Annotated in this window: 18 protein-coding genes and 2 pseudogenes; 8 read left to right on the forward strand and 12 right to left on the reverse strand. The window is 74.5% G+C overall.

Annotation, left to right across the window (positions count from 1 at the left end; translation table 11 throughout):
* Positions 1–52: 52 nt before the first annotated feature.
* The 4 genes from ACIF8T_RS02205 to ACIF8T_RS02220 form a co-directional block, all read right to left on the reverse strand.
* A complete protein-coding gene (locus ACIF8T_RS02205) occupies positions 53–1,000 on the reverse strand; it encodes an SMP-30/gluconolactonase/LRE family protein (protein ID WP_400030210.1) in 948 nt (315 codons plus the stop codon).
* A 185-nt stretch (positions 1,001–1,185) separates the two neighbouring features.
* Entirely contained in the window at positions 1,186–1,536 is a 351-nt protein-coding gene (nirD, locus tag ACIF8T_RS02210) for a nitrite reductase small subunit NirD (RefSeq protein ID WP_400030212.1), read from the reverse strand.
* Positions 1,533–4,148: a nitrite reductase large subunit NirB gene (gene nirB, locus ACIF8T_RS02215; protein WP_400030214.1), complete on the reverse strand. Its 2,616-nt coding sequence runs from the start codon at positions 4,146–4,148 to the stop codon at positions 1,533–1,535. The genes nirD and nirB overlap by 4 nt, the downstream gene beginning before the upstream one ends.
* Positions 4,148–5,371: an NAD(P)/FAD-dependent oxidoreductase gene (locus ACIF8T_RS02220; RefSeq protein WP_400030216.1), complete on the reverse strand. Its 1,224-nt coding sequence runs from the start codon at positions 5,369–5,371 to the stop codon at positions 4,148–4,150. The genes nirB and ACIF8T_RS02220 overlap by 1 nt, the downstream gene beginning before the upstream one ends.
* 261 nt (positions 5,372–5,632) lie before the next feature.
* Here ACIF8T_RS02220 and ACIF8T_RS02225 point away from each other — a divergent pair, with 261 nt between their 5' ends.
* Positions 5,633–6,415, forward strand: coding sequence for a sulfite exporter TauE/SafE family protein (locus ACIF8T_RS02225; RefSeq protein ID WP_400030218.1), 783 nt, complete (start codon positions 5,633–5,635; stop codon positions 6,413–6,415).
* On the opposite strand, the gene ACIF8T_RS02230 is transcribed toward ACIF8T_RS02225, so the two are convergent.
* Positions 6,412–7,344 carry an NAD(P)-dependent oxidoreductase gene (locus tag ACIF8T_RS02230; RefSeq protein WP_400030220.1) on the reverse strand — a complete coding sequence of 311 codons (933 nt, stop codon included), beginning with the start codon at positions 7,342–7,344 and terminating at the stop codon, positions 6,412–6,414. The two genes, ACIF8T_RS02225 and ACIF8T_RS02230, sit on opposite strands and share 4 nt — an antisense overlap.
* 106 nt (positions 7,345–7,450) lie before the next feature.
* Here ACIF8T_RS02230 and ACIF8T_RS02235 point away from each other — a divergent pair, with 106 nt between their 5' ends.
* A complete protein-coding gene (locus ACIF8T_RS02235; protein WP_400030222.1) occupies positions 7,451–7,897 on the forward strand; it encodes a winged helix-turn-helix transcriptional regulator in 447 nt (148 codons plus the stop codon).
* Here ACIF8T_RS02235 and ACIF8T_RS02240 read toward each other — a convergent pair.
* Both ACIF8T_RS02240 and ACIF8T_RS02245 read right to left on the reverse strand, forming a co-directional pair.
* Complete coding sequence (locus tag ACIF8T_RS02240) at positions 7,835–8,476, reverse strand: class F sortase (protein ID WP_400030224.1); 642 nt, start codon at positions 8,474–8,476, stop codon at positions 7,835–7,837. The two genes, ACIF8T_RS02235 and ACIF8T_RS02240, sit on opposite strands and share 63 nt — an antisense overlap.
* Before the next feature lie 123 nt (positions 8,477–8,599).
* Entirely contained in the window at positions 8,600–9,118 is a 519-nt protein-coding gene (locus tag ACIF8T_RS02245) for a hypothetical protein (RefSeq protein ID WP_400030226.1), read from the reverse strand.
* A gap of 310 nt (positions 9,119–9,428) precedes the next feature.
* On the opposite strand from ACIF8T_RS02245, the pseudogene ACIF8T_RS02250 reads away from it, so the two are divergent.
* A pseudogene (locus ACIF8T_RS02250) lies at positions 9,429–9,993 on the forward strand (NADPH-dependent FMN reductase).
* Positions 9,994–10,056: 63 nt separating this feature from the next.
* On the opposite strand, the gene ACIF8T_RS02255 reads toward ACIF8T_RS02250, so the two are convergent.
* From ACIF8T_RS02255 to ACIF8T_RS02265, 3 genes are all read right to left on the reverse strand, one after another.
* Positions 10,057–10,500, reverse strand: coding sequence for a gamma-glutamylcyclotransferase family protein (locus ACIF8T_RS02255; protein ID WP_400030228.1), 444 nt, complete (start codon positions 10,498–10,500; stop codon positions 10,057–10,059).
* Positions 10,497–12,662: a molybdopterin oxidoreductase family protein gene (locus ACIF8T_RS02260; protein ID WP_400030230.1), complete on the reverse strand. Its 2,166-nt coding sequence runs from the start codon at positions 12,660–12,662 to the stop codon at positions 10,497–10,499. Before ACIF8T_RS02260 ends, ACIF8T_RS02255 begins: the two co-directional genes overlap by 4 nt.
* A 148-nt stretch (positions 12,663–12,810) precedes the next feature.
* Positions 12,811–13,500, reverse strand: a complete 690-nt coding sequence (locus ACIF8T_RS02265; protein WP_400030232.1) for a vancomycin high temperature exclusion protein — start codon at positions 13,498–13,500, stop codon at positions 12,811–12,813.
* 254 nt (positions 13,501–13,754) lie between these two features.
* Between ACIF8T_RS02265 and ACIF8T_RS02270 the strand changes: the two genes are divergently transcribed.
* The 5 genes and pseudogenes from ACIF8T_RS02270 (at position 13,755) to ACIF8T_RS02290 (ending at position 20,915) form a co-directional block, all read left to right on the forward strand.
* On the forward strand, positions 13,755–14,558 hold the full coding sequence (locus ACIF8T_RS02270; protein WP_400031463.1) for a sirohydrochlorin chelatase: 804 nt from the start codon (positions 13,755–13,757) through the stop codon (positions 14,556–14,558).
* Between the two features lie 205 nt (positions 14,559–14,763).
* Positions 14,764–16,056, forward strand: coding sequence for a deoxyguanosinetriphosphate triphosphohydrolase (locus ACIF8T_RS02275; protein WP_400030234.1), 1,293 nt, complete (start codon positions 14,764–14,766; stop codon positions 16,054–16,056).
* Between the two features lie 177 nt (positions 16,057–16,233).
* On the forward strand, positions 16,234–17,499 hold the full coding sequence (locus ACIF8T_RS02280) for an NAD(P)/FAD-dependent oxidoreductase (RefSeq protein WP_400030236.1): 1,266 nt from the start codon (positions 16,234–16,236) through the stop codon (positions 17,497–17,499).
* A 39-nt stretch (positions 17,500–17,538) separates the two neighbouring features.
* Positions 17,539–19,458, forward strand: coding sequence for a DNA primase (gene dnaG, locus ACIF8T_RS02285; protein WP_400030238.1), 1,920 nt, complete (start codon positions 17,539–17,541; stop codon positions 19,456–19,458).
* A 148-nt stretch (positions 19,459–19,606) separates the two neighbouring features.
* Positions 19,607–20,915: pseudogene (locus tag ACIF8T_RS02290) on the forward strand (RNA polymerase sigma factor).
* 68 nt (positions 20,916–20,983) lie between these two features.
* Here the strand turns inward: ACIF8T_RS02290 and ACIF8T_RS02295 are convergent.
* Positions 20,984–22,912 (reverse strand): ABC transporter ATP-binding protein, encoded by a 1,929-nt coding sequence (locus ACIF8T_RS02295; RefSeq protein ID WP_400030240.1) that lies wholly within the window; start codon positions 22,910–22,912, stop codon positions 20,984–20,986.
* Positions 22,912–24,645 carry an ABC transporter ATP-binding protein gene (locus ACIF8T_RS02300; protein WP_400030242.1) on the reverse strand — a complete coding sequence of 578 codons (1,734 nt, stop codon included), beginning with the start codon at positions 24,643–24,645 and terminating at the stop codon, positions 22,912–22,914. The genes ACIF8T_RS02295 and ACIF8T_RS02300 overlap by 1 nt, the downstream gene beginning before the upstream one ends.
* Positions 24,646–24,744: the final 99 nt, after the last annotated feature.

A 24,744-nucleotide genomic window follows, 5' to 3' on the forward strand; every position in this document is an offset into this window, starting at 1 on the left:
GGCGGCCGGCGCCGGGCGTGCGCCGGGCGCACGCCCCCTGCGGGACCGGGCGCTAGAGCGGCACCGCCACCGCGCTGAACGTGGTCTCGGGGGTCTGCGGGCTGGTGAAGCGGGCGTTGACCAGGTAGAGGCGGTCGCCGAAGCGGGCCGCGGTGGTCGGCACGTCGAAGCGCGGGTCGGTGATCGTGCGCCGCAGGGTGGCCTTCGTGACCCCGGGGTCCAGCTCGAACACGGTCACCTTGTTCAGCCGGTTCTGGACGACGTACAGCGTGCGCCCGAGGCGCAGCAGGCCGTCGCCGTTGACGACGTCCTCCGCGCCGGACAGGGCGATCCGCGTGGCGCGCCCGGTGCGCAGGTCCACCCGGTACAGCTCGCCCGGGGTGCTCTTGACGACGATCAGGCCGCGGCCGTCGGGCGTGCCGACGACGCCGTTGGCGTTGTTGACGTCCGGCAGCTGCTCCCAGTCGCCGGTGAGCGGCAGGGCCCGCACCGTGCCGCGCCGGCCGCGCGGGACGCCGTACAGCACGGCCTCGCGCGAGTCGGTGAACCACGCGCGGTCGCCGAGCAGGACGACGTCGTTGACGAAGTGGCCGGTGGCGGCGGTCAGCCGGTGGGTGGCGACCAGCCCGCCGGTGCGGGCGTCGACGACCCGCGCGGTGCCCCCGCCGCCCCCGGCGACGTACAGCAGGCCGTCGCGGTCCAGCTTCAGGCCGATGGACGCCAGGCCGGCCGCGCCCTCGTACAGCACGCGGCCCTCGCCGGTGCGCAGGTCGGCGCGGTAGACGCCGCCGTTCGCGCGCGAGCCGAAGTAGGCGTACGGCCGGGCGCCGATGGTGATGCCCTCGGGGAGCCAGCCGTCCGGCAGCGGGAAGTCCTCCGGCCAGCCGGCCCGCGGGCCGGTGGCCCGGGCCGTGCCGGTGCCGGTCACCAGGGTGAACGCGGCCGCGGCGGCCGAGCCGAGGACGGTGCGCCGGGACGGCTGCGGGTGGTTCCGAGTCATGGTGCGGACCTCCGTGACGGATGGGGGACTCACGGGACGGCGTACGCCTCATTCAAACGCGGACCGCCCGGTGCGGCGCGCGGGATCCGCCGGACCGACAGCGATCCGACAGCCGGCGGGGCGCCCCCGACGCGCGAAGGCGCCCCCTCCGGGGGGCGCCTTCGCGTGCTCGGTGGTACGGCCCGTTACGAGGCGCGCACCTCGTACGTCGTCACCCGCACCGCCTCGTCGTCCAGGCACTGCCCGGTGGCCAGGTCGAAGCGCTGCTTCAGCAGCGGCGAGGCCACGAACGGGCGGCCCTGGCGGGAGCCGGTCAGGCCGCGGGAGAGGACGGCCGCGCCGGTGAACGGGTCGCGGTTGTCGATGGCGTACAGCGTGCCGTTGCGGTCGCGGAAGAGGGCCACCTGGCGGCCGTCCGGAAGCAGGGCGGCCACCCCGCGGCCGGGGAGCAGCGCGCTGAGGTCGCAGACCGGGAACCAGTCGTCCTCCAGGCGGAGTTCGACCTTCAGATCGGTGGTCTCGAGAGCCAGGGTCATCGCTGGGCGCTTCCTTCCAGGGCGGCTTCCTTGGATCCGGTCGGCCGCATGCCGATGGACAGCAGCGGCAGGTCGGGCTTCATCTGGTCCCGCTCGGGGACGAAGGCGACGACCGGGTCCGGGGTGTCGGGGGCGTTCACGAAGGACACGAACCGGGCGAGCTTCTCGGGGTCGTTGACGGTCTCGGCCCACTCGTCGCGGTAGTGCGCGACGTGGGCGGCCATCAGCGCCTCCAGCTCCTCGCCGATGCCGAGCGAGTCGTTCACCACGACGTCCCGCACGTGCTCCAGGCCGCCCGGGATCCGCTCCAGCCAGGTGGAGGTGCGCTCCAGCCGGTCGGCGGTGCGGATGTAGAACATCAGGAACCGGTCGATCAGGCGGATCAGCTCGCCGTCCGAGAGGTCCTGCGCGAGCAGGTCCGCGTGGCGCGGGGTCGCGCCGCCGTTGCCGCCGACGTACAGGTTCCAGCCGTTGGCGGTGGCGATCACGCCGAAGTCCTTCGCCTGGGCCTCGGCGCACTCGCGCTGGCAGCCGGAGACGCCCGACTTCAGCTTGTGCGGGGAGCGCAGGCCCCGGTAGCGCAGCTCCAGGTCGATCGCCATGCGCACCGAGTCCTGGACGCCGTAACGGCACCAGGTCTGCCCGACGCAGGACTTCACCGTGCGCAGCGACTTGCCGTAGGCGTGGCCGGACTCGAAGCCGGCGTCCACCAGGCGGGCCCAGATCAGCGGCAGCTGCTCGACGCGGGCGCCGAACATGTCGATCCGCTGGCCGCCGGTGATCTTCGTGTAGAGGCCGAAGTCGCGGGCGATCTCGCCGATCACGATCAGCTTCTCCGGGGCGATCTCGCCGCCGGGGATGCGGGGCACGACCGAGTACGAGCCGTTCTTCTGCAGGTTGGCCAGGAAGTGGTCGTTGGTCTCCTGGAGCGCGGCCTGCTCGCCGTCCAGGACGTAGCCGCTCGCGCCGATCGCCGGGGCGAGGGAGGCGATGATCGAGGCGACGGTCGGCTTGCAGACCTCGCAGCCGTCGCCGCCGCGGGCCTCCTCGCGGCCGTAGCGGTCCAGCAGGTCCTGGTAGGAGGAGATGCGCAGCGCCAGGACGATCTCGTACAGCTCCTCGCGGGTCTGCCCGAAGCAGCCGCACAGGCCCTTGTCGACGACGACGCCGTTCGCCTCCAGCTCGGCGTTGACGAGCTGGCCGAGCACCTTGACGCAGGAGCCGCAGCCGGTGCCGGCCTTGGTGCACTTCTTCACCTCGGGCACGGTCGTGCACTGGTGGTCGGTGACCGCGCCGCGGATCGTGCCCTTGGAGACGTTGTGGCAGGAGCAGACGATCGCCTCGTCCGGCAGCGCGGATGGGCCGAGCTGGACGGACTCGCCGGCGCCGGCGGGCAGCACCAGCGACTCGGGGGAGACCGGCGGGACCGAGCCGGTGAAGGCCTTCAGCGTGCCGTACGCCTCCGCGTCGCCGACCAGGATGCCGCCGAGCAGCGTGCCGTCGCGGCCGATGACCAGCTTCTTGTACAGGCCCGCGCGGGAGTCGGAGTAGACCACCTCCAGGCAGTCCGCGGTGGTGCCGTGCGCGTCGCCGAAGGACGCCACGTCCACGCCGAGCAGCTTCAGCTTGGTGGACAGGTCGGCCCCGGTGAACGCGGCCTCGTCCGCGGCGATCGTGGCGGCGGCCGTCTCGGCCTGCTCGTAGCCCGGCGCCACCAGGCCGTACACCCGGCCGTCCGCCGCCAGCGCGCACTCGCCGATCGCGAACACGTGCGGGTCGGCGACCGTGCGGCACTGCTCGTCGACCGCGATGCCGCCGCGCTCGCCGACCGTCAGGCCGCAGTCGCGGGCCAGCTGGTCGCGGGGGCGGACACCGGCGGAGAAGATCACCATGTCGGTGCCGATCTCGGACCCGTCGGACAGCCGCATGCCGGTGACCGCGCCGTCCTCGCCGGTCACGATCTCCTGCGTGCCCGTGCCGCAGTGGACCGTCAGGCCCATGTCCGTGATCGTGCGCAGCAGCGCGGCGCCGCCGCCCTCGTCGACCTGCACCGGCATCAGCCGCGGCGCGAACTCCACGATGTGCGTCTCGACCCCCAGGCCCTGGAGCGCGCCCGCGGCCTCCAGGCCGAGCAGGCCGCCGCCGACCACCGCGCCGACCCGGGCCGTCTTCGCGTACTCCTCGATCGCGAGCAGGTCCTCGATCGTGCGGTAGACGAAGCAGCCGGCGGCGTCCTTGTTCGGCACCGGCGGCACGAACGGGTAGGAGCCGGTGGCCAGCACCAGGACGTCGTAGTCGACGACGAGACCCGAACGGGCCGTCACCCTCCTCGCCGCGCGGTCGATGTGCTCGGCCGGGTCGCCGACGTGCAGCTCGATGCCGTGCTCCGCGATGAACCCCATGTCGGTCACGGAGAGGTCCTCGGGCGTCTTCCCCGAGAAGTACGAGGTGAGCTGGACGCGGTCGTACGCCGGACGCGGCTCCTCGCACAGCACGACCACGCGGTGCGTGGCGGTCAGGCCGCGCTCGGCGAGCGCTTCGAGGAAGCGCTGGCCGACCATGCCGTGGCCGACGAGCACGATCGTGGGGTTCGTCCCCGGGGTGGCCGTCATCAGGAGCCTCCATCATTGGTGAGCAGGTGGAGCAGGGGGCCGTCGTCGGGGAGCGGCTCTGCTCCCTCCCAGGCGCGCGCCAGCGCGCCGACGGTGCCGAGTTCGCCGACGAGGACCCCGCCGACCAGGCGGTCGTCGCGGACGACGACCTTGCGGTAGGTGCCGCGGGTGGCGTCGGCGAGCTGGACGACGTCGTCGCCCGGGCGCGCCTCGGTCTCGCCGAACGCGGCGAGGTCGAACGGGCTGTCGTCCCCCGTGAGGGTCAGCCGGGTCAGGGAACGGGTGCCGGTGTAGCGGGCCGCCGGGCTCGCGGCGTCACCGGCGAGCAACGTGGCGAGCGCGTCGGCCTGTTCGAGCGCCGGGGCGGCGAGCCCGTACACCGTCCCCCGGTGCTGGGCGCAGTCGCCGACGGCGTGCACGTGCGGGTCGGAGGTGCGCAGCGCGTCGTCGACGAGGACGCCCTCGCGGACGGCGAGTCCCGCGTCCCTGGCCAGGCCCACCCGGGGGCGGACGCCGCAGGCCAGGACGACGAGGTCGGCGTCGAGGGCGTACCCGTCGGCCATCTCCACCGAGCGGACCGCGCCGCCGACGCAGCGCACGTCGCGCACCCGGCACTCGGTGTGCACCTCGACGCCGAGGCCGGCCAGGTGGTGCCGGACCAGCCGCGAGGCCGCCGGGTCGAGCTGGCGTTCCATCAGCCGCTCGGCCTGCTGGGCGAGGACGACCTGCGCGCCGCGCACCGCCAGCGCCCGGGCCGCCGAGACCCCGAGGAGCCCGCCGCCCACGACGACGGCCTTCGCACCCGGCCGGACCGCCTTGGACAGGCCCAGGCAGTCGTCCATGGTGCGGAAGGCGTGCACGCCCTCGGGCAGCACGTGGTCGGGCGTGAACAGGCCGCGCAGCGGCGGCAGGACCGGGTTGGAGCCGGTGGCCAGGACCAGGGTGCCGTAGGCGATCACCGAGCCGTCGGCGCACCGCACCGTCCGCCGCGCGCGGTCGATGCCGGTGACGCGGGCCCGGACCAGGTCGGCGGGTGCCGGCAGGGCGATCAGCTCGGGGCTGTACCGCCCGGCCAGCACCTCGGCGAGCAGCACCCGGTTGTACGGGCGGTGCTCCTCCTCGCCGATCAGCGTCGCGGGCGTGCCGAGCTCACCGAGCCGCCGGGCGAGACGCACGCCCGCGAGGCCGGTGCCGATCACCACCACACGCTCGTTCGAGGTCATGTTCCCGAGCGTGCGGTGCCGGTGTTACCCGGTGGCATCACGTCTGTTTCCCACCGGGAACGCTGCCCTCAGCGGGGGAGGGGGGTGGGTGTGAGGGTTCGGGACCCGGGCCCGGGGCGGGCTGTGAGGCGGGCCGCCCCGGGCCGTTCCCGGCCGCCGGCCCCGCGTTCCGTGCACGCGCCATCGTCTACGACACCGCCCACCTCAGCGGAACCTCAAGTGGTTGGACGGCGCACGCATCCGGTCCTTAGGGTCGCGCCCATGCCCGACATACCGCTGACCGTGGTCGCCCTGCTGTGCCTCGCGGCCCTCGCCGCCGGGTGGATCGACGCCGTGGTCGGCGGCGGCGGGCTCCTGCTGCTGCCCGCCCTGCTGCTGGGCCTGCCCGCCGGCACCCCGGCCGCGCACGCGCTCGGCACCAACAAGGCCGTCGCCATCGTCGGCACCACGGGCGCCGCGGTGACCTACGCCCGCAGGGCCCCGGTGGACGTGCGGACGGCCGTGCGCATCGGGCTGGCCGCCCTGGCCGGATCGTCCGCCGGGGCCTTCTTCGCGGCCGGCATGAGCACGGAGGTCCTCAAGCCGGTGATCATGGTGGTGCTGCTCGCGGTCGCCGCCTTCGTGATCCTGCGCCCCGCCTTCGGCACGGCCCCCGCCCCCGGCCCGGCCACCCGCCGCCAGGTCCTCGCGGCGATCGGCCTGGCGGGCCTCGGCATCGGCTTCTACGACGGGCTCGTCGGCCCCGGCACCGGCACCTTCCTCGTGCTGGCGCTCACCGCCGTGCTGCACCTGGACCTGGTGGCCGCCTCCGCCACCGCCAAGATCGTCAACTGCTGCACCAACGCGGGCGCCCTCGCCACGTTCGCCTGGCAGGGCGCCGTGCTGTGGCAACTGGCGGCCCTGATGGCCGTGTTCAACCTCGCGGGCGGCACGCTCGGCGCCCGCACGGCCCTGAAGCAGGGCAGCCGCTTCGTGCGGATCGTGCTCCTGACGGTGGTCTTCGCGCTCGTCGCGAACCTGGCGTACGAGCAGTGGCTCGCCTAGGACCGGGCCCCGTCCCGCCGCAGGTCGAGCAGTTCGACCACCCCGGTGGTGTCCTCCGCCCCGTGTCCCTCGGCCAGCCACCGCTCCAACAGGCGCAGGTACGGCGTCAGCAGCTCCGCGCTGACGCCCTGCTCCTCGGCGGTCCGCAGCAGCGTGGCGCCGCCCGCCACCTGCATCGCCAGGTTCGAGACCACGCCCCTGCCGTAGTCGCCGCTCTCCAGCTGGTCGGCGGCCGTGTGGACGTGGGGCGCCATCGCGGTCAGCCAGGAGGCGAGCAGCGGCGCGAAGTCCTTCGGGGCGACGTCCTCCCGGCGGATCAGCGCGAAGGCGTGCGCCACGCCCGCGAACATGCCGCTCATCGCGCTCAGCAGCGCCACGTCGTGCAGGGCGGCGAAGCCCGGGTCCGCGCCCACCCAGCGGGTGCCGGCCGGCACGGCGAGCGCGGCGCGGTGCTCCTCGAAGAGCGCGCGGGAGCCGCTGTAGAGGACGTACGCGCCGGACCCGGGGGTCCCGATCATCGGCGGGACGGCCATGATCCCGCCGTCCAGGAAGCGGGCGCCGCGCGCCTCGGCCCAGGCGGCGCGGGCCCGGGCCTGCGCGGGCGTGCCGGTGGTGAGGTTCACCAGGTCCCGCCCGGCCAGGCCGGCGTCCTCGAGGGCCGCGCCGACGGTGGCGTCGTCGAGCAGGCAGGCGACGACGAGCCGGTTCGCGGCGACCGCCTCGGCGGCGGTGCGGGCGACCGTGGCGCCCTCGGCGGCGAGCGCCTCGGCGCGGGCCGGGGTGCGGTTCCAGACGGTCACCGGGTGGCCGGCCGCGCGCCAGGCGCGGACCAGGGCGGTGCCCATGGCCCCGGCGCCGAGGACGGTGACGGGCGCGGGGGAGACGGAGCCGGCGGAAACAGAGCTGGGGGAAAGGACGTTGTCACTCATGGCGACCAGGCTCGCCGCCGGAGAGGTGCCTGCTCAAGTACGTACTTCGAAGTGGGTGGTTACTCCGGGGGAAGCATCCAGGCAGACGGAGGGACGGGGGCCGGGCATGGCGGCGGTACGGCGGCCGGGGGCGTACGTGTGCGGGGTCGACGCGGCGATGGACGTGATCGGCGGCAAGTGGAAGGTGCTCATCCTGTGGGCGCTGTCGGTGCGGCCGTGCCGCTTCGGTGAACTGCGCCGGGAGCTGCCCGGCGTCACCGAGAAGGTCCTCGCCTCGCACCTGCGGGAGCTGGAGGCCGACGGCATCGTGCACCGCGAGGAGTACGACGAGGTGCCGCCCCGCGTCGAGTACTCCCTCACCCCCCGGGGCGCCGCCCTCAACCGCGCGCTGGAGCCGCTCGGGGCGTGGGGGCGGGAACACGTGCTCGGTGCGGCGGACGCCGGGGAGGGCACGGCCGCGACGGGCGCCGGCGACCTGCCCGGCCGGGGCTCAGCGGGTGTCCGTCAGGTGCGCGAAGACGACGACGTTGCCCTGGTAGCCCGTGGTACGTGAGTAGCCGCCGCCGCAGGTGATGACCCGCAGTTCCGGCCGCCCGGCCGCCCCGTACACCGTCGTGTCGGGGAAGTCCCGCGCGTCGTACACCTCGACGGCGTGCACGGTGAAGACGGCGACGGAGCCGTCCCGCCGGTCCACCTCGATGCGGTGGCCCTTGCGCAGGGCGCCGAGGGAGTAGAAGACGGCCGGGCCGTCGGCGTTGTCGACGTGGCCGGCGACGATCGCGGTGCCCCGCTCGCCGGGGGTGGTGCCCGCCTCGTACCAGCCGGCGAGGTCCGGCCGCGCGGCCGGCGGGACGTCGAGGCTGCCGGTGCGGGTCAGCCCGAGGCCGGTCAGCGGGGCGTCCACCCGGATCGCGGGGATGCGGATGCGGTCGGGCGGCGAGGGCGGCAGCGCGGGCGCCGCGGGCCCGCGGCCGTCCAGCCCGGCGCCCGCCTGGGCCGCCGACGGCTGCGGCGGCGCGTGCGTCCGGGCGCCGCTGCCCAGCAGCCACACCCCGCAGCACAGGGCGAACGCGGTGACGGCGGCTATCGCCGCGTTCCCCGCGGTGCGACGGGACCTGCACAACCCGCGCATGGCGCCTCTCCCCAACCCTTCCCGTGGCCGGACCCCCGTGCCCCCCTCCGGGCCGCGAGGGGCGTCGGACCCGGAGGGGGAGGGGACATGCGGTACCGGTGGACGGACAGCGGAGGGTGCCCGTCAGATCCCGTCGCCTCTCGCCCGGCGATGCAGGAGCCAGGTACCGCCCGCGGCGGCGACGGCCAGGGCCGTCACACCGGCCGCGGTCTGCACGGGGTCGGGGCCCAGGGCGCCGCCGACCCCCGTCTTCACGCTTCCTCTGGGGTACACCTGTTCGCGCGGGGCCGTCAGCGTGACCACCAGGTCGCCCGTGACCGGCCCGCCGCCCCCGGAGCACGTCGCGACGATCTCGTACGTCCCCGGCTGCGCGCCCGGCGGGACCTCGAACCTGCCGGTCACGTCCCGCTCGCCGCCGGGGGCCAGCGCGAACGAACCGGCCCCCACGGCGCTGGCGTCGCCCGCCGCCGTGCCGTCGTCGCGGCACGCGGCCGTGGTCACGGTGACCAGCCCGCCCGGGACGACGGAGGACGGGTACACCTCCAGGTCGCCGGTGCCGGCTCCGTACGCGGGCGCGGCGAGGAGACCCGCGGCGGCGACGGCGAGAGCGGTACCGGTCAGCGGCCGGACGGTACGTCGCATCGGTGCTCCTTCGAGCTGTCGAGCTGTCGAGCTGTTCGGTCGTGCCCCTGCCCTTCCGAGGAAAGGGGCAGCGGCGCGCCACCGCTTCCTGAGGGGGCGTCAGAGAGGGGCTGAACGGGTGTCGGGCGGTCCGGTCCGCACCCCTCCCCGCCGCCGTTCGGGCAGGTCACCGGCGTGCGGCGGGCGTGTCGCGGAATCCCGGGGCGGGCGGCTGTGAACGGGTGACCGGCCGGGCGCGGCGGAGCTCGACCCCGAGCGAAGTCGGGGTACGGGGCCGTGGCGCACGAAGACAGCGGCCGACGCCCTCCGCGTGACCGTCGTCCTCGGCGGCGACCGCCACGGCCGCTTCGGGCCCGTCGTCGCCGACCGGCTCCTCGACCGCCCGGGGAGCGCGACGACCCGGTCCCCGACGTCGTGGACGTCGCCGGGCCGACCTGCCCACCTCCTTCGCCCGGACCCCCGGGCCGACCGCCTCTCCGGCCCGGATCACGCCCGGGCCGCAGCGCGCGGACGCCTTCGTCGTCCTCACCCCGGAGTACGACCACTTCTTCCCGGCGGGCTGAAGAACCTCATCGACCGGCACTCCGCCGAGTGGCGCGCCGAGCCCGTCGCCCTCGTCTCCCACCGTCTCCCACGGCGGACCGGCCGGCGGCCCGCGGGCCGCCGAGCACCCGCGGCGGGTCTTCGCCGCACCGCACGCCGTGACGATCCGCGACACCGTCTCCTTCCACGACGCCGGCGCCGCCTCCGACGACGAGGACCGCCCGCGCGACCCCTCGGGCCCGGACGCGGCGGCCGGAGCGATGCCCGACCGGCTCGCCCGGCGGGCGCGGGCACCGCGCACGGCCCGCGCGAGGTGGCCGTACGCCGGCTGACCGCCCCGCGCGCGGCCCGGCCCGGCCGGCGTCCCGCGCCGCGGGGGTCCCGTACGGCCGTCCTCAGCGCGCGGGCCGCCGCGACCGCCAGTCGCCGCCCTCGATCGGCCTCCCCCGGGACCGCAGCCGGGCGGCGACGGCCGGCGCGGCGACGTACACCCAGGCCCGCACCGCCCGGCCGTCCGCGTCGCGGACCACGTCCCGGGCGACCCGCTCGTAGAGGCTGTGCGGCGACCCCGGCACGTACTCCTCCAGCAGGTCCAGCTCGGCCAGCAGGCCGGCGTACGCCTCCGGCCGCGCGGTGACCAGCTCCCCGCTCACCACCCCGCCCGGCTCCTCGACGGCGTACGGATAGCCGGGCCCGTCGTACAGCACCGCGCCCCGCAGCCGCCCCGGCTCCTCGGAGCGGGTGCGGCCGCGCAGGAAGAGGCCGTGGTTGACCTCGCCCGGGCGCAGGGTGCCGTAGACGAAGAACGGGAGCGGGGGCGGGACGGGGGAAACGCTCACACGGACGATTGTGGGGCCACCGCCTCCACCCGCACCGCGCACGCCTTGAACTCCGGCATCCGCGAGGTCGGGTCCAGCGCGGGGTTGGTGAGCGTGTTGGCGCGGCCCTCGCCCGGCCAGTGGAAGGGCATGAAGACCGTGTCGGGCCGGATGGCGGTGGTGATCCGCGCCGGGGCCACGGCCCGGCCCCGCCGGGACACCACGGCCACCGGATCGCCCTCGGCCGCCCCGAGCCGCGCCGCCAGCCGCGGGTGCAGCTCCACGAACGGGCCGGGCGCGGCGGCGTTCAGCTCGTCCACGCGCCGGGTCTGGGCGCCGGACTGGTAGTGCGCCACGACCCGCCCGGTGGTCAGCAGCAGCGGGTACTCGTCGTCCGGTTCCTCGGCGATCGGCCGGTGCGAGACGGGCACGAACCGGGCCCGGCCGTCCTGCGTGGCGAACCGGTCCAGGAACAGGCGCGGGGTGCCCGGGTGCGGCTCCGGGACGTCCTGGGCGGGGTCGTCGGGCAGCGGCCCGTCGACGGCGGCGTCCTCGCCCTCGTCGAGCGGCCGCGCCGGGGCCGGGCACGGCCAGAACACCCCGTTCTCCTCGGCGAGCCGGCGGTAGGTGATCCCCGAGTAGTCCGCGAGGCCCCCCGCGCTCGCCCGGCGCAGCTCCTCGAAGACCTCCTCCGGGTCGGTGGGGAAGCCCTTCTCCACGCCGAGCCGGGCGGCCAGCTCGTGCAGCACGTACAGGTCGCTGTGCACGCCCCCGGGCGGCGTGAGGGCCTGCCGGCGCAGCAGCACCCGGCCCTCCAGGTTGGTCATGGTGCCGGTCTCCTCCGCCCACTGGGTGACCGGCAGGACGACGTCCGCGAGCGCCGCCGTCTCCGACAGCACCACGTCGCACACCGCGAGGAAGTCCAGGGACCCCAGCCGCTCCTCGACGTGCCCGGCGCGCGGCGCCGACACCACCGGGTTGGAGCCCATCACCAGCAGCGACCTGATGTCCGTGCCCAGCGCGTCCAGCAGCTCGTAGGCGCTGCGCCCCGGCCCCGGCAGGCTGTCCGGGTCCACGCCCCACACCTCGGCCACGTGCCGCCGCGCCGCCGGGTCCGTCAGCTTGCGGTACCCGGGCAACTGGTCGGCCTTCTGGCCGTGTTCGCGCCCGCCCTGCCCGTTGCCCTGCCCGGTCAGGCAGCCGTACCCGGACAGCGGGCGGCCCGCCCGGCCGGTGGCCAGGCACAGGTTGATCCACGCGTTCACCGTGTCGGTGCCCTTGGACTGCTGCTCGGGCCCGCGCGCGGTGAGCACCATGGCGTGCTCCGGCTCGCAGAACAGCCGCACCGCTTCCCGGAGCCGGGGGACGGGCACCCCGGTGATCCGCTCCACGTACTCCGGCCAGTGCGCCATCGCCGCCGCCCGGGCCTCCTCCCAGCCGGCCGTGCGCTCGGCGATGTACGCCTCGTCCGTGCGGCCCTCGGCGACCACCAGGTGCAGCAGGCCCAGCGCGAGCGCCAGGTCGGTGCCGGGTCTGGGCGCCAGGTGCAGGTCGGCCTGCTCGGCGGTCCGCGTGCGCCGCGGGTCCACCACGATCAGCGTGCCGCCGTTCTCCTTGAGCTCGGTGAGGAAGCGCAGCGACGGCGGCATCGTCTCCGCGGGGTTGGAGCCGACCAGGATCACGCAGCCCGTCCGCGGAATGTCCTCCAGCGGGAACGGCAGGCCGCGGTCCAGCCCGAACGCCTTCGTCCCGGCGGCCGCCGACGACGACATGCAGAACCGGCCGTTGTAGTCGATCTGCGAGGTGCCCAGCACGACCCGCGCGAACTTGCCCAGCGCGTACGCCTTCTCGTTCGTCAGCCCGCCCCCGCCGAACACCCCGACCGCGTCCGGGCCGTGCTCCGCGCGGGTACGGGACAGCGCCCCGGCGATCCGGTCCAGCGCCTCCTCCCAGGAGGCGGGCACCAGCGCGCCCCCGGAGCGGACCAGCGGCGAGGTCAGCCGCGCCCGGGAGGACAGCACCTCCGGCGCCGTACGGCCCTTGCCGCACAGCGCGCCCCGGTTCACCGGGAAGTCCGGCCGCTCGACCACCGCGACACCCCCGTCCTGCAGGGGCGTGAGGTTCATTCCGCACTGCAGGGCGCAGTACGGGCAGTGCGTGGGCGTCACGGTGGTCTGCTGCATGCGGCCCAGCGTGCTTCCGCCGTGTTACGCGCGCGACGGTCCCCTGTTACACGACCGGCACGGGGACCTCCCCGCCACCGCGGGTCCGGCGTGAGGCACCGCCGCGTCCGGGCGGCGCGCGGGCCGCCGCCCCGGGCGGGGACGCGTGTCAGCGGGCCGCGGCGGCCAGCGCCCGCTCCACCCCCGGCTCCCGCGGCCCGAGGAAACGGGGATCGGGCCGGGCCACCGCGTCGAAGACGGCCTTGCCCGCCGCGACCACCTCCCGCACCCCGCCGTAGTACCAGGTGGCGTCGTGCCGGTCGTCGACCCCGACGCCGTACGACGTCACGCCCGCGGTCTCGCACAGCGCCACCGCCCGCCGGATGTGGAAGCCCTGGCTGATCAGCACCGCCCGGTCCACGCCGAAGATCTTCCTGGCGCGCACGCAGGAGTCCCAGGTGTCGAAGCCGGCGTAGTCGCTGACGATCCGCGCGTCGGGGACGCCCCGCCCGGTCAGGTAGGCGCGCATCGCGTCGGGCTCGTCGTAGTCCTCCCGGCTGTTGTCGCCGGTGACCAGGACCACCTCGATCCGCCCGGCGCGGTACAGCTCCGCCGCCGCGTCCAGGCGGTGCGCCAGGTACGGCGACGGCTCCCCGGCCCACAGGCCCGCGCCGAACACCACCGCCACCTCCGTGCGCGGCACGTCGGCCGTGGTGCGCAGCCGGCCGTCCGCCACCGCGTGCGTCCAGGCCGCCGGCAGCAGGGCCAGCGCGCACCCGGCCATGACGGCCTGCACCAGCCGCCGCTGCCCGGCACGGGTGCGCGGCAACCGCGGCCGCACGGCTCTCCAACGGCGCATCGGACGCCCCCTCCCCGGTCGGCTCTCGCCCCCGAAGAACGCCCCGGCGGGGCCCCCGGTTCCCCCTCGCCCCCGTGACGGTCTTCACTCCGGACGGTGAAACCGCAGGTCACACCGCCTCACACCCCCCGGGCGCCCCACCGTGAACCTCCGGAAAACACCCGTCATTCCCGTGCAACGGGAAGGCAACGTGCCGCCGCCACCATCGGTCCATGAAGGCGACGAACAGCACCCCCGACCGTACGGCGGACCTCATGCAGCGGATCAGCGCCCGGCCCGGCCGTGTCTCCCCGCTCCACGGCCGCCGCCCGGCCCCGCCCGCCCTCGTCGTCGTCGCGCACGGCAGCCGCGACCCGCGCGCGCTGAGCACCGTCGGCGCGCTCCTGGACCGGGTGCGCGCGCTGCGCCCCGGCCTGCCCGTGCGCCTCGGCCACATCGAGCTGAACGAGCCGCTGCTGCCGGACACGCTCGCCGCCCTGGGGGAGGCCGAGGCGGTGCTCGTACCGCTGCTGCTCAGCCGCGGCTACCACGTCAAGCAGGACATCCCGGAGATGGCCGCCGCCGCCCGGGCCCGCACGCGCCTGGCCGCCCCGCTCGGCCCGCACCCGCTGCTCGTCGACGCCCTGCACGCCCGGCTGGCCGAGGCGGGCTGGCCCCTGGGCACCGACGGCGCCGAGGGGGACGTGCGCCGCACGGGCGCGGTCGTCCTCGCCGCCGCCGGCTCCCGCGACCCCGAGTCCCGCGTCGACACCGGCCGCACCGCCCGCCTCCTGGCCGGCCGCCTCGGCGTCCCCGTCGTCCCCGCGTACGCCTCCGCCGCCGCCCCCACGGTCCCCGAGGCCGTCCGCGCCCTGGCCGCCCGGGGCCGCCACCGCGTCGCCGTCGCCTCCTACTTCACCGCCCCCGGCCGCTTCGCCACCGAGTGCGCCGAGGCCGCCCCCTGGATCGCCTCGGCCCCCCTGGGCACCCACCCGGCGATGGCCCGCCTCCTCCTGCACCGCTACGACCGGACCCTCCGGACCCCGGCGGCCACCACCCCGGCGCTGGCCTCGGCCTGACGACATCGGCGGGGACGACGCCCCGGAAGGGGCACGGGGAACCGCGCGCCGAGCCACACACCCACCCGCACCCGCCCGCTCACCCCAGGGGCACGGGGAACCGCGCGCCGAGCCGGGCACGCACCCGCACCCGCACCCGCCCGAAACCCCCGCCCGGCACACGCAGCGGCACCGGATTGTCACCCCCTGCCCTTACTGTCGAGACATGGAAGGCACCGCACCCCTCACCGGCTACGACCCCACGTCAGTGGAACGCTGGGCCGCAGAACCCGACAAACGCCCCGGCCGCACCGCCTTCCAGCGCGACCGCGCCCGCGTCCTGCACTCCGCCGCCCTGCGCCGCCTCGCCGGCAAGACCCAGGTCGTCACGCCCGGCACCCTGGGCCCCGCCTGGGACGCCAGCCCCCGCACCCGCCTCACCCACTCTCTGGAGTGCGCCCAGGTCGGCCGCGAACTCGGCGCCGCCCTCGGCTGCGACCCGGACCTCGTCGAGGCCGCCTGCCTCTCCCACGACCTCGGCCACCCGCCCTTCGGCCACAACGGCGAACAGGCGCTGAACGAGTTCGCGGCGGACTGCGGCGGCTTCGAGGGCAACGCCCAGTCCCTGCGCCTGCTCACCCGCATCGAACCCAAGCGGTTCGTCACCGACCCCGCCTCGGGCGACCTCGCCAGCGTCGGCCTCAACCTCACCCGCGCCGTCCTCGACGCCGCCACCAAGTACCCCTGGCCGCGCGGCGCCCACCCCACCGACCCGGCCTCGGCGAAGTTCGGCGTGTACGAGGACGACCGCCCGGTCTTCGACTGGCTCCGCAAGGACGCCCCCGGCACCCGCACCTGCTTCGAGGCGCAGGTCATGGACTGGTCCGACGACGTGGCCTACTCGGTGCACGACGTGGAGGACGGCCTGCACGCCGGCCACATCGACCCCAACTGCCTCCAGGCCGACCCCGAACGCCGGGAGATCTTCGCGGTCGCCGTCGGCCGCTACGTCCCCGCGGACACCGACCCCGCCGAACTCGCCGCGGCCCTGGACCGCCTCCTGGACCAGGAGTGGTGGCCGCACGGCTACGACGGCACGGCCGTCGCCCAGGCCCGCCTGAAGGACGCCACCAGCCAGCTCATCGGCCGCTTCTGCCTGGCCGCCGAGGGCGCCACGCGGGCCGCGTACGGCGACGGCCGGCTCACCCGCTACACCGCCGAACTCGTCGTCCCGCGCGCGACCCGCATGGAGTGCGCGGTGCTCAAGGCGGTCGCCGACCGGTACGTCATGCAGCGCGCCGAGCAGGAGCGGCTCCGCGCCGACCAGCGGATCGTGGTGCTGGAGCTCGCCGAGGCGCTCACCGCCCGCGCCCCCGACGGCCTGGACCCGCAGTTCCGCGCCCTGTTCGACCGGGCCCCGGACGACCGCGCCCGCAAGCGCGTGGTCGTCGACCAGATCGCGTCGCTGACCGACGTCTCCGCCCGCTCGCTGCACGCCCGTCTGACGGAGCACCGGTGAGACGGACGGGCGGCGCGTGACCCCACGGACGTGACACCGCCGGGGCCCTCGGGGCGGGAGGGACGGCAGCACGCCCGATCGTGACCCTGCGTGGCCTGATCGGGCCACTCCCTCTTCCCGCATCACGCTCCGTGCGGGACGCTCGCAAGTGGCGGCACCCTGACGAGGAGGCAACAAGTGGTCGACGCGGATCAGACATTCGTCATCGTCGGAGGCGGCCTGGCCGGCGCGAAGGCGGCCGAGACGCTCCGGACGGAGGGCTTCACCGGCCGCGTGATACTGATCTGCGACGAACGCGACCACCCCTACGAGCGTCCGCCCCTGTCCAAGGGCTACCTGCTCGGCAAGGAGGGCCGCGACAGCGTCTTCGTGCACGAGCCCGCCTGGTACGCGCGCAACGACGTCGAGCTGCACCTCGGCCAGACCGTCGACGCGATCGACCGGACGGCGAAGACGGTCCGCTTCGGCGAGGACGGCACCCTCGTGCGCTACGACAAGCTGCTGCTGGCGACCGGCGCCGAACCCCGCCGCCTGGACGTGCCCGGCACCGGCCTGGCGGGCGTCCACCACCTGCGCCGGCTCGCCCACGCCGAGCGCCTCAAGCAGGTCCTGACCTCCCTCGGCCGGGACAACGGCCACCTGGTGATCGCCGGCGCCGGCTGGATCGGCCTGGAGGTCGCCGCGGCGGCCCGCGAGTACGGCGCCGAGGTCACCGTCGTCGAGCCCGAGCCGACCCCCCTGCACGCGGTGCTCGGCCCCGAGCTGGGCCAGCTCTTCACCGAGCTGCACCGCGAGCGCGGCGTCCGCTTCCACTTCGGCCTGCGGCTCACCGAGATCGTCGGCCAGGACGGCGTGGTGCTGGCGGCCCGCACCGACGACGGCGAGGAGCACCCCGCGCACGCCGTGCTGGCCGCCATCGGCGCCGCGCCGCGCACCGGCCTCGCCGAGGCGGCCGGTCTGGAGACCGCCGACCGGGCGTCCGGCGGCGGCATCGTCGTCGACGAGCGGCTGTGCACCTCCGACCCCGACATCCACGCCGCGGGCGACGTCGTGTCCTTCCCGCACCCCCTCTTCGGCACCCGGCTGCGCGTCGAGCACTGGGCCAACGCGCTGAACGGCGGCCCGGCGGCGGCCCGCGCGATGCTGGGCCGCGAGGTGACGTACGACCGGGTGCCCTACTTCTTCTCCGACCAGTACGACCTGGGCATGGAGTACTCCGGCTGGGCGCCCCCGGGCAGCTACGACGAGGTGGTGATCCGGGGGGACGCGGGCAAGCGGGAGTTCATCGCGTTCTGGGTGAGGGAGCGGCGGGTGCTGGCCGGGATGAACGTGAACGTGTGGGACGTCACGGACCGGATCCAGCGGCTGATCCGCTCCCGCACCCCGGTGGACACCGAGGCGCTGGCGGACCCGCACGTCCCGCTGGACCGCGTGGCCCCGTAGCCCGGCGGGAGTGTCGCACCGGCCCCGTAGAATTCACGCGTGGCAGGACGGATCAACGACGAGGACGTGAAGGCGGTACGGGACGCGGTCCCGATCGACGCCGTGGTGTCCGAGTACCTCCAGCTGCGCAACGCGGGCGGCGGCAACCTCAAGGGACTGTGCCCGTTCCACGACGAGAAGTCGCCGTCCTTCCAGGTCAGCCCGGCCAAGGGGCTCTTCCACTGCTTCGGCTGCCAGGAGGGCGGCGACACCATCACGTTCGTGATGAAGATCGACCACCTCTCCTTCTCCGAGGCGGTCGAGCGCCTCGCCGGCCAGGCCGGCATCACCCTGCGGTACGAGGAGGGCGGGTACAACCCCACCCACCAGCGCGGCGAGCGCATCCGCCTGGTCGAGGCCCACAAGATCGCCGCCGAGTGGTACGCGGAGCAGCTCGCGACCTCCGCCGAGGCCGACACCGGCCGGGTCTTCCTCGCCGAGCGCGGCTTCGACCAGGCCGCCGCCCTCCACTTCGGCGTCGGCTACAGCCCGCAGGGCTGGGACCACCTCACCCGCTACCTGCGCGGCAAGGGCTTCAGCGACAAGGAGCTGATCCTCTCCGGCCTCTCCCAGGAGGGCCGCCGCGGCCCCATCGACCGCTTCCGCGGCCGCCTGATGTGGCCCATCCGGGACATCGGCGGCGACGTCGTCGGCTTCGGCGCCCGCAAGCTGTACGAGGCGGACAACGGCCCGAAGTACCTCAACACGCCCGAAACGGCGATCTACAAGAAGAGCCAGGTGCTCTACGGCATCGACCTGGCGAAGAAGGAGATCGCCAAGACCTCCCGCGCGGTCGTCGTCGAGGGCTACACCGACGTCATGGCCTGCCACCTGGCCGGCGTCACCACCGCCATCGCCACCTGCGGCACGGCCTTCGGCGGCGACCACATCAAGATCCTGCGCCGCCTGCTGATGGACAACGGCAGCGCGCGCGTGATCTTCACATTCGACGGCGACGCCGCCGGCCAGAAGGCGGCCCTGCGCGCCTTCGAGGACGACCAGAAGTTCGCCGCCGAGACCTACATCGCCATCGCCCCCGACGGCATGGACCCCTGCGACCTCCGGCTCGCCAAGGGCGACGAGGCCGTCGCCGACCTGGTCCAACCCCGCACCCCGCTCTTCGAGTTCGCCCTGCGCCAGATCGTGGGCCGCTACGACCTGGACACCCCGGCGGGCCGCGCCGCCGCCCTCGACGAGGCCGCCCCGGTCGTCGCCCGCATCAAGAACAGCGGCGCCCAGCACGAGGTCGCCGTCCAGCTCGCCGGCATGCTCGGCATCCTCGACACCCAGTTCGTCGTCAAGCGGGTGGCGCAGCTGGCCCGTTGGGCCCGCGAGCGCGGCAGCCACGGCCCGGCGCCCGCGCAGCACCAGCGCGCCGCCCAGGGGTACGCCGCCCCCGCCCAGGCCGCCCCGCGCGGCCCGGCGCTCAACCTCCGCAACCCCGTCCACGCCACCGAGCGCGAACTGCTCAAGCTGGCGCTCCAGCGGCCGGAGCTGGTCTCCCCGGCCTTCGACGCGTACGGCGTCGACGAGTTCACCGCCCCGCCCTACGCGGCGGTCCGCCAGGCCGTCGCGGACGCGGGCGGCGCCGAGTCCGGCATCCGGGACCCGCAGGACTACCTGGTGCGGGTCCGCGAGGCCGCCCCCGACGACACCGTCCGGGCCATGGTCACCGAGCTCGCGGTCGAGGCGATCATGCTGCACCGGGGCGTGAAGGAGGTCGACGCGACCTACGCGGGCGCCCAGTTGGTCACCGTCCGCCGCCGGGCCGTCGAGCGCCGGGTGCGCGACATCCAGAGCCAGCTCACCCGCCTGGGCTCGCACGGCGACCCGGCCCGGCTCGCCGCCGTGCAGAACGAGCTGTGGGTCCTCCAGCAGTACGACCAGGCCCTGCGGGAGCACGGCGCGGCCGCTCTCTGACGCCCCGTCGGTTCGGGATTCAAGCGGTTTGGTCTCCGCCGGGCTGCCCACTCGTCCGGTGAGAGTAACCGTGCGGTCACGCACCGGACGCAAAAAGTCACCGCACGCCCCTCGTGGCGGCGATGTGTCGTACCCCACACTGGGTCCGGTGCCTGAGTCCTCGGAGCGCGGCCGGTCCGTCCCTGCGGATCCCCGAATCCCGCCGTTCCGCTCATCGCGTACGGACGGACAGCGGCGAGGCCGCCCGCTCCGCCCCCGAAGTACCGCTGCCGCACGCCTCAGCAGCGATCATCCTGGAGGTCGCCCCCGTGCAGACCCAGACCCTCGTCGAGACCGACATCAGTACGGACGGTACGGAGCCGGACGCGGAGGCGGACGTTCTCGTCGCGGTCCCCGCGCAGAGCCGTGTCGCGCACCACCTCGAGAACCACCCCGAGGCGCGGCCCGAGGACCCGCCCGAGCCGGAGGACCCCCCGGCCGAGGCCCCGGACGCCGCCGAACCCGCCGAGCCCGCCGTCGCGCCGCCCGCCCGCCCCGAGACCGGCGGCCCCGCCGCGGACCTGTTCCGCCAGTACCTGCGGGAGATCGGCCGCATCCCCCTGCTCACCGCGGCCGAGGAGGTCGAACTCGCCCGCCGCGTCGAGGCCGGCCTGTTCGCCGAGGAGAAGCTCCTGAACACGCCCGACCTGGACAGCGAGCTCGCCTCCGACCTGGACCGGCTCGTCGTCATGGGCCGCATGGCCAAACGCCGCCTGATCGAGGCCAACCTGCGGCTGGTCGTCTCCGTGGCCAAGCGGTACGTCGGCCGCGGCCTGACCATGCTCGACCTCGTCCAGGAGGGCAACCTCGGGCTCATCCGGGCCGTCGAGAAGTTCGACTACGCCCGCGGCTACAAGTTCTCCACGTACGCCACCTGGTGGATCCGGCAGGCCATGTCCCGGGCGCTGGCCGACCAGGCCCGCACCATCCGGGTGCCCGTGCACGTCGTCGAACTCATCAACCGCGTCGTCCGCGTCCAGCGCCGCATGCTCCAGGAACGCGGGCACGAGCCGACCCCCCAGGAGGTCGCCGCCCACCTCGACCTGCCCCCGGAGCGGGTGAGCGAGGTGCTGCGCCTGGCGCAGGAGCCGGTGTCGCTGCACGCCCCGGTCGGCGAGGAGGACGACGTGGCGCTCGGCGACCTGATCGAGGACGGCGACGCGGCCAGCCCGGTGGAGTCGGCGGCGTTCCTGCTGCTCAGGGAGCACCTGGACGTGGTGCTCTCCACCCTCGGCGAGCGCGAGCGCAAGGTGGTCCAGCTCCGCTACGGGCTGGACGACGGCCGCCCCCGCACCCTGGAGGAGATAGGCCGCATCTTCGGCGTCACCCGGGAGCGCATCCGGCAGATCGAGTCCAAGACCCTCAACAAGCTGCGCGACCACGCCTTCGCGGACCAGCTCCGGGGCTATCTCGACTGAACGCGGGGGTGCCGCCGCGCCGCGCACGGCCACGACGGCACCCCGGTGCCGCTGCCTCGCACCGGCCCTCAGTCGACCTCGGCGACCGCCTGCGCGAACTGCGCCTTGTACAGCCGCGCGTAGGCGCCGTCCGCCGCGAGCAGCTCCGCGTGCGCGCCCTGTTCGACGATGGAGCCGTTCTCCATCACGAGGATGGTGTCGGCGTCCCGGACGGTCGACAGCCGGTGCGCGATGACGAACGCCGTGCGCCCGTGCGCGAGTTTGGCCATCGCCTTCTGGATGAGCACCTCGGTGCGGGTGTCGACGGAGCTCGTCGCCTCGTCCAGCACCAGGATCACCGGGTCGGACAGGAACGCCCGCGCGATGGTGACGAGCTGCTTCTCGCCGGCGCTCACGCCCGAGCCCTCGTCGTCGATCACCGTGTCGTAGCCGTCGGGCAGCGTCCGGATGAACCGGTCGGCGTGCGCGGCCCGGGCCGCCTCCTCGATCTCCCCGCGGGTGACCTCCCGCGCGGCGCCGTACGCGATGTTCTCGGCGATGGTGCCGCCGAACAGCCAGGTGTCCTGGAGCACCATGCCGATCCCGGCGCGCAGGTCGTCCCGGGACATCCGCGCGATGTCCACGCCGTCCAGGGTGATGCGCCCGCCGGTGACCTCGTAGAACCGCATGAGCAGGTTGACCAGGGTGGTCTTGCCCGCGCCGGTGGGGCCGACGATCGCGACCGTCTGCCCGGGCTCGACCGTCAGCGACAGGTCCTCGATCAGCGGCCGGTCGGGGTCGTAGCGGAACGACACGCGCTCCAGCTCCACCCGCCCGCGCGGCCGCGCCGGCCGCAGGCCCGGCTCCGGGTCCGCCTGCTGCTCCTCGGCGTCGAGCAGTTCGAAGATCCGCTCGGCGGAGGCGATGCCGGACTGCACCAGGTTCGCCATCGACGCGACCTGCGTCAGCGGCATCGAGAACTGCCGCGAGTACTGGATGAAGGCCTGCACGTCGCCGATGGACAGCGCGCCGGACGCCACCCGCAGGCCGCCGACGACCGCGACCAGCACGTAGTTGATGTTCGACACGAAGAACATCAGCGGCTGCATGACGCCGCTGTTGAACTGCGCCCGGAACCCGGCCTCGTACAGCGCCTCGTTCTCCTCGGCGAACCGCGCCGCCGACTCCTCCTGCCGCCCGAACACCTTCACCAGGGTGTGCCCGGTGTACATCTCCTCGATGTGCGCGTTGAGCCTGCCGGTGGTGCGCCACTGCTGCACGAAGTGCGGCTGCGACCGCTTGCCCACGCGGGTGGCGACGGCGAACGACAGCGGCACGGTCACCAGGGCGACCAGCGCCAGGATCCAGGAGACCCAGAACATCATCGCGAGCACGCCGACGATGGTCAGCACCGAGTTGATGAGCTGGCCCATCGACTGCTGGAGCGTCTGCCCGATGTTGTCGATGTCGTTGGTGGCCCGGCTGAGCACCTCGCCGCGCTGCCGCTTGTCGAAGTACGACAGCGGCAGCCGGGACAGCTTCGTCTGCACGTCCTCGCGCATCCGGTACATGGTCCGGTTCACGGCCCGGTTCACCAGCCGGGTCGCCACCGCCATCAGCAGGCCGGCCACCGCGAACACGGCCAGCGCGAGCAGCAGCACGTGCCCGACCGCGGTGAAGTCGATGCCCTCGCCCGGGGTGAAGTCGGTGCTGCGGAGCATGTCGGCCACGTCGCCGTCGCCGCGCTCCCGCATCGCGTCGAGCGCCTGCTCCTTGCTCACCCCGTCCGGCATCTCCCGCCCGACGATCCCCGCGAAGACCAGGTCGGTCGCCTCGCCGAGGATCTTCGGCCCGACCACGCTGAGGCCGACGCTGAGGACCACGCACAGCAGCAACGCGCAGATCGTCAGCCGCTCCGGCCGGAACCGGGCGACGAGCCGTCCGCCCGACGCCTTGAAGTCCATCGAGCGCTGATCGGGGCCGCCCCCGGCCATCATCCGCCCCATCGGCCCGGCCATCAGGCAGCCTCCGCTTCCGTCAGCTGGGAGAGCACGATCTCCCGGTAGGTCTCGTTGTCCGCCATCAGCTTGTGGTGCCGGCCCGTGCCGACCACCCGGCCCTCGTCGAGGACCACGATCCGGTCGGCGTCCCGGATCGTCGCCACCCGCTGGGCGACGATCACCACGGTCGCCTCCGCCGTCTCCCGGGCCAGCGCCGCCCGCAGCGCCGCGTCGGTGGCGTAGTCGAGCGCGGAGAAGGAGTCGTCGAAGAGGTAGATCTCCGGGCGCTGCACCAGCGTCCGGGCGATCGCCAGCCGCTGCCGCTGACCGCCCGACACGTTGGTGCCGCCCTGCGCGATCGGCGCGTCCAGCCCGCCCTCCAGCCGCTCGACGAACTCCCTGCCCTGCGCCACCTCCAGCGCGTGCCACAGCTCCTCGTCGGTGGCGTCCGGGTTGCCGTACCGCAGGTTGCTCGCCACCGTCCCCGCGAACAGGTACGGCTTCTGCGGCACCAGCCCGACCGTCCGCGCCAGCACCGCCGGGTCGATGGTCCGCACGTCCACGCCGTCCACGAGGACCTCCCCGTCGGTGGCGTCGAACAGCCGGGGCACCAGCCCGAGCAGCGTGGACTTGCCGCTGCCCGTCGACCCGATGACGGCGGTGGTCTCGCCGGGCCGGGCCACCAGGTCGACGCCCTTCAGCACCGGCTCCTCGGCACCCGGATAGCGGAAGCCCGCCCCGCGGATCTCCAGGTGCCCGTGCCGCCGCAGCTCCCGCACGGGGGCCTCGGGCGGGACCACGCTCGACGAGGTGTCCAGCACCTCCTGGATCCGCTCGGCGCACACCTCCGCGCGCGGCACCATCATGAACATGAAGGTGGCCATCATCACGGACATCACGATCTGCATCAGATAGGCGAGGAACGCGGTCAGGTCGCCGATCTGCATCCCGCCGCTGTCGATGCGGTGCGCGCCGAACCACACCACGGCGATCGACGACAGGTTCACCACCGTCATGACCACCGGGAACATCAGCGCGAGCAGGTTGCCCGTGCCCAGCGCCATCTCGGTCAGGTCGGCGTTGGCCTTCTGGAACCGCCGCTGCTCGTGGTCGTCGCGGACGAAGGCCCGGATCACCCGGTTGCCGGTGATCTGCTCGCGCAGCACCCGGTTCACCGTGTCCAGCCGCTCCTGCATGGTGCGGAACAGCGGACGCAGCCGCCGCACGATCAGCGTCACGCAGACGCCCAGCACCGGCACCACCGCGACCAGCACCCCGGACAGCGGCACGTCCAGCCCGAGCGCCATCACGATCCCGCCCACGCACATGATGGGCGCCGACACCATCAGCGTGAACGTCATCAGGGCCAGCATCTGTACCTGCTGGACGTCGTTCGTCGTACGGGTGATCAGGGACGGCGCGCCGAAGCGGCCGACCTCGCGCGCCGAGAACGACTGCACGCGGTCGAAGACGGCGGCCCGCACGTCGCGGCCGAGCGCCGAGGCGGTGCGCGCGCCGTAGTACACCGCGCCGATGTTGCACACCACCTGGGCGAGCGAGATGCCGATCATCAGGGCGCCGTAGGACACGATGCGACCGGTGTCGCCTCGGACGACACCCCGGTCGATGATGTCCGCGTTCAGCGTCGGCAGGTAGAGCGTGGCGCAGGTCTGCAGGAACTGCAGCAGCACCACCAGGGCGATGGGCCGGCGGTACGGCCTGAGGTGGGTTCGCAGGAGTCGTATGAGCACGCTGCTTCTCTCGGGGTCGGCGAGGGGGGCGGACGGTTGCCCGTGGCCCCTATCGTCGAACACTCCACCCGCGTTACCTCAACCCATTAATCCGACCGG

The sequence above is a fragment of the Streptomyces sp. NPDC085946 genome, assembly GCF_044540485.1.
Lineage (GTDB): Bacteria > Actinomycetota > Actinomycetes > Streptomycetales > Streptomycetaceae > Streptomyces.

Coding starts and splice junctions, on each gene's coding strand:
- ACIF8T_RS02205 (WP_400030210.1), bottom strand. CDS start 1,000: ATGACTCGGAACCACCCGCAGCCGTCCCGGCGCACCGTCCTCGGCTCG.
- ACIF8T_RS02260 (WP_400030230.1), bottom strand. CDS start 12,662: ATGCAGCAGACCACCGTGACGCCCACGCACTGCCCGTACTGCGCCCTG.
- ACIF8T_RS02295 (WP_400030240.1), bottom strand. CDS start 22,912: ATGGCCGGGCCGATGGGGCGGATGATGGCCGGGGGCGGCCCCGATCAG.
- ACIF8T_RS02220 (WP_400030216.1), bottom strand. CDS start 5,371: ATGACCTCGAACGAGCGTGTGGTGGTGATCGGCACCGGCCTCGCGGGC.
- ACIF8T_RS02230 (WP_400030220.1), bottom strand. CDS start 7,344: ATGAGTGACAACGTCCTTTCCCCCAGCTCTGTTTCCGCCGGCTCCGTC.
- nirB (WP_400030214.1), bottom strand. CDS start 4,148: ATGACGGCCACCCCGGGGACGAACCCCACGATCGTGCTCGTCGGCCAC.
- ACIF8T_RS02235 (WP_400030222.1), top strand. CDS start 7,451: ATGGCGGCGGTACGGCGGCCGGGGGCGTACGTGTGCGGGGTCGACGCG.
- ACIF8T_RS02265 (WP_400030232.1), bottom strand. CDS start 13,500: ATGCGCCGTTGGAGAGCCGTGCGGCCGCGGTTGCCGCGCACCCGTGCC.
- nirD (WP_400030212.1), bottom strand. CDS start 1,536: ATGACCCTGGCTCTCGAGACCACCGATCTGAAGGTCGAACTCCGCCTG.
- ACIF8T_RS02240 (WP_400030224.1), bottom strand. CDS start 8,476: ATGCGCGGGTTGTGCAGGTCCCGTCGCACCGCGGGGAACGCGGCGATA.
- ACIF8T_RS02245 (WP_400030226.1), bottom strand. CDS start 9,118: ATGCGACGTACCGTCCGGCCGCTGACCGGTACCGCTCTCGCCGTCGCC.
- ACIF8T_RS02270 (WP_400031463.1), top strand. CDS start 13,755: ATGCAGCGGATCAGCGCCCGGCCCGGCCGTGTCTCCCCGCTCCACGGC.
- ACIF8T_RS02225 (WP_400030218.1), top strand. CDS start 5,633: ATGCCCGACATACCGCTGACCGTGGTCGCCCTGCTGTGCCTCGCGGCC.
- ACIF8T_RS02275 (WP_400030234.1), top strand. CDS start 14,764: ATGGAAGGCACCGCACCCCTCACCGGCTACGACCCCACGTCAGTGGAA.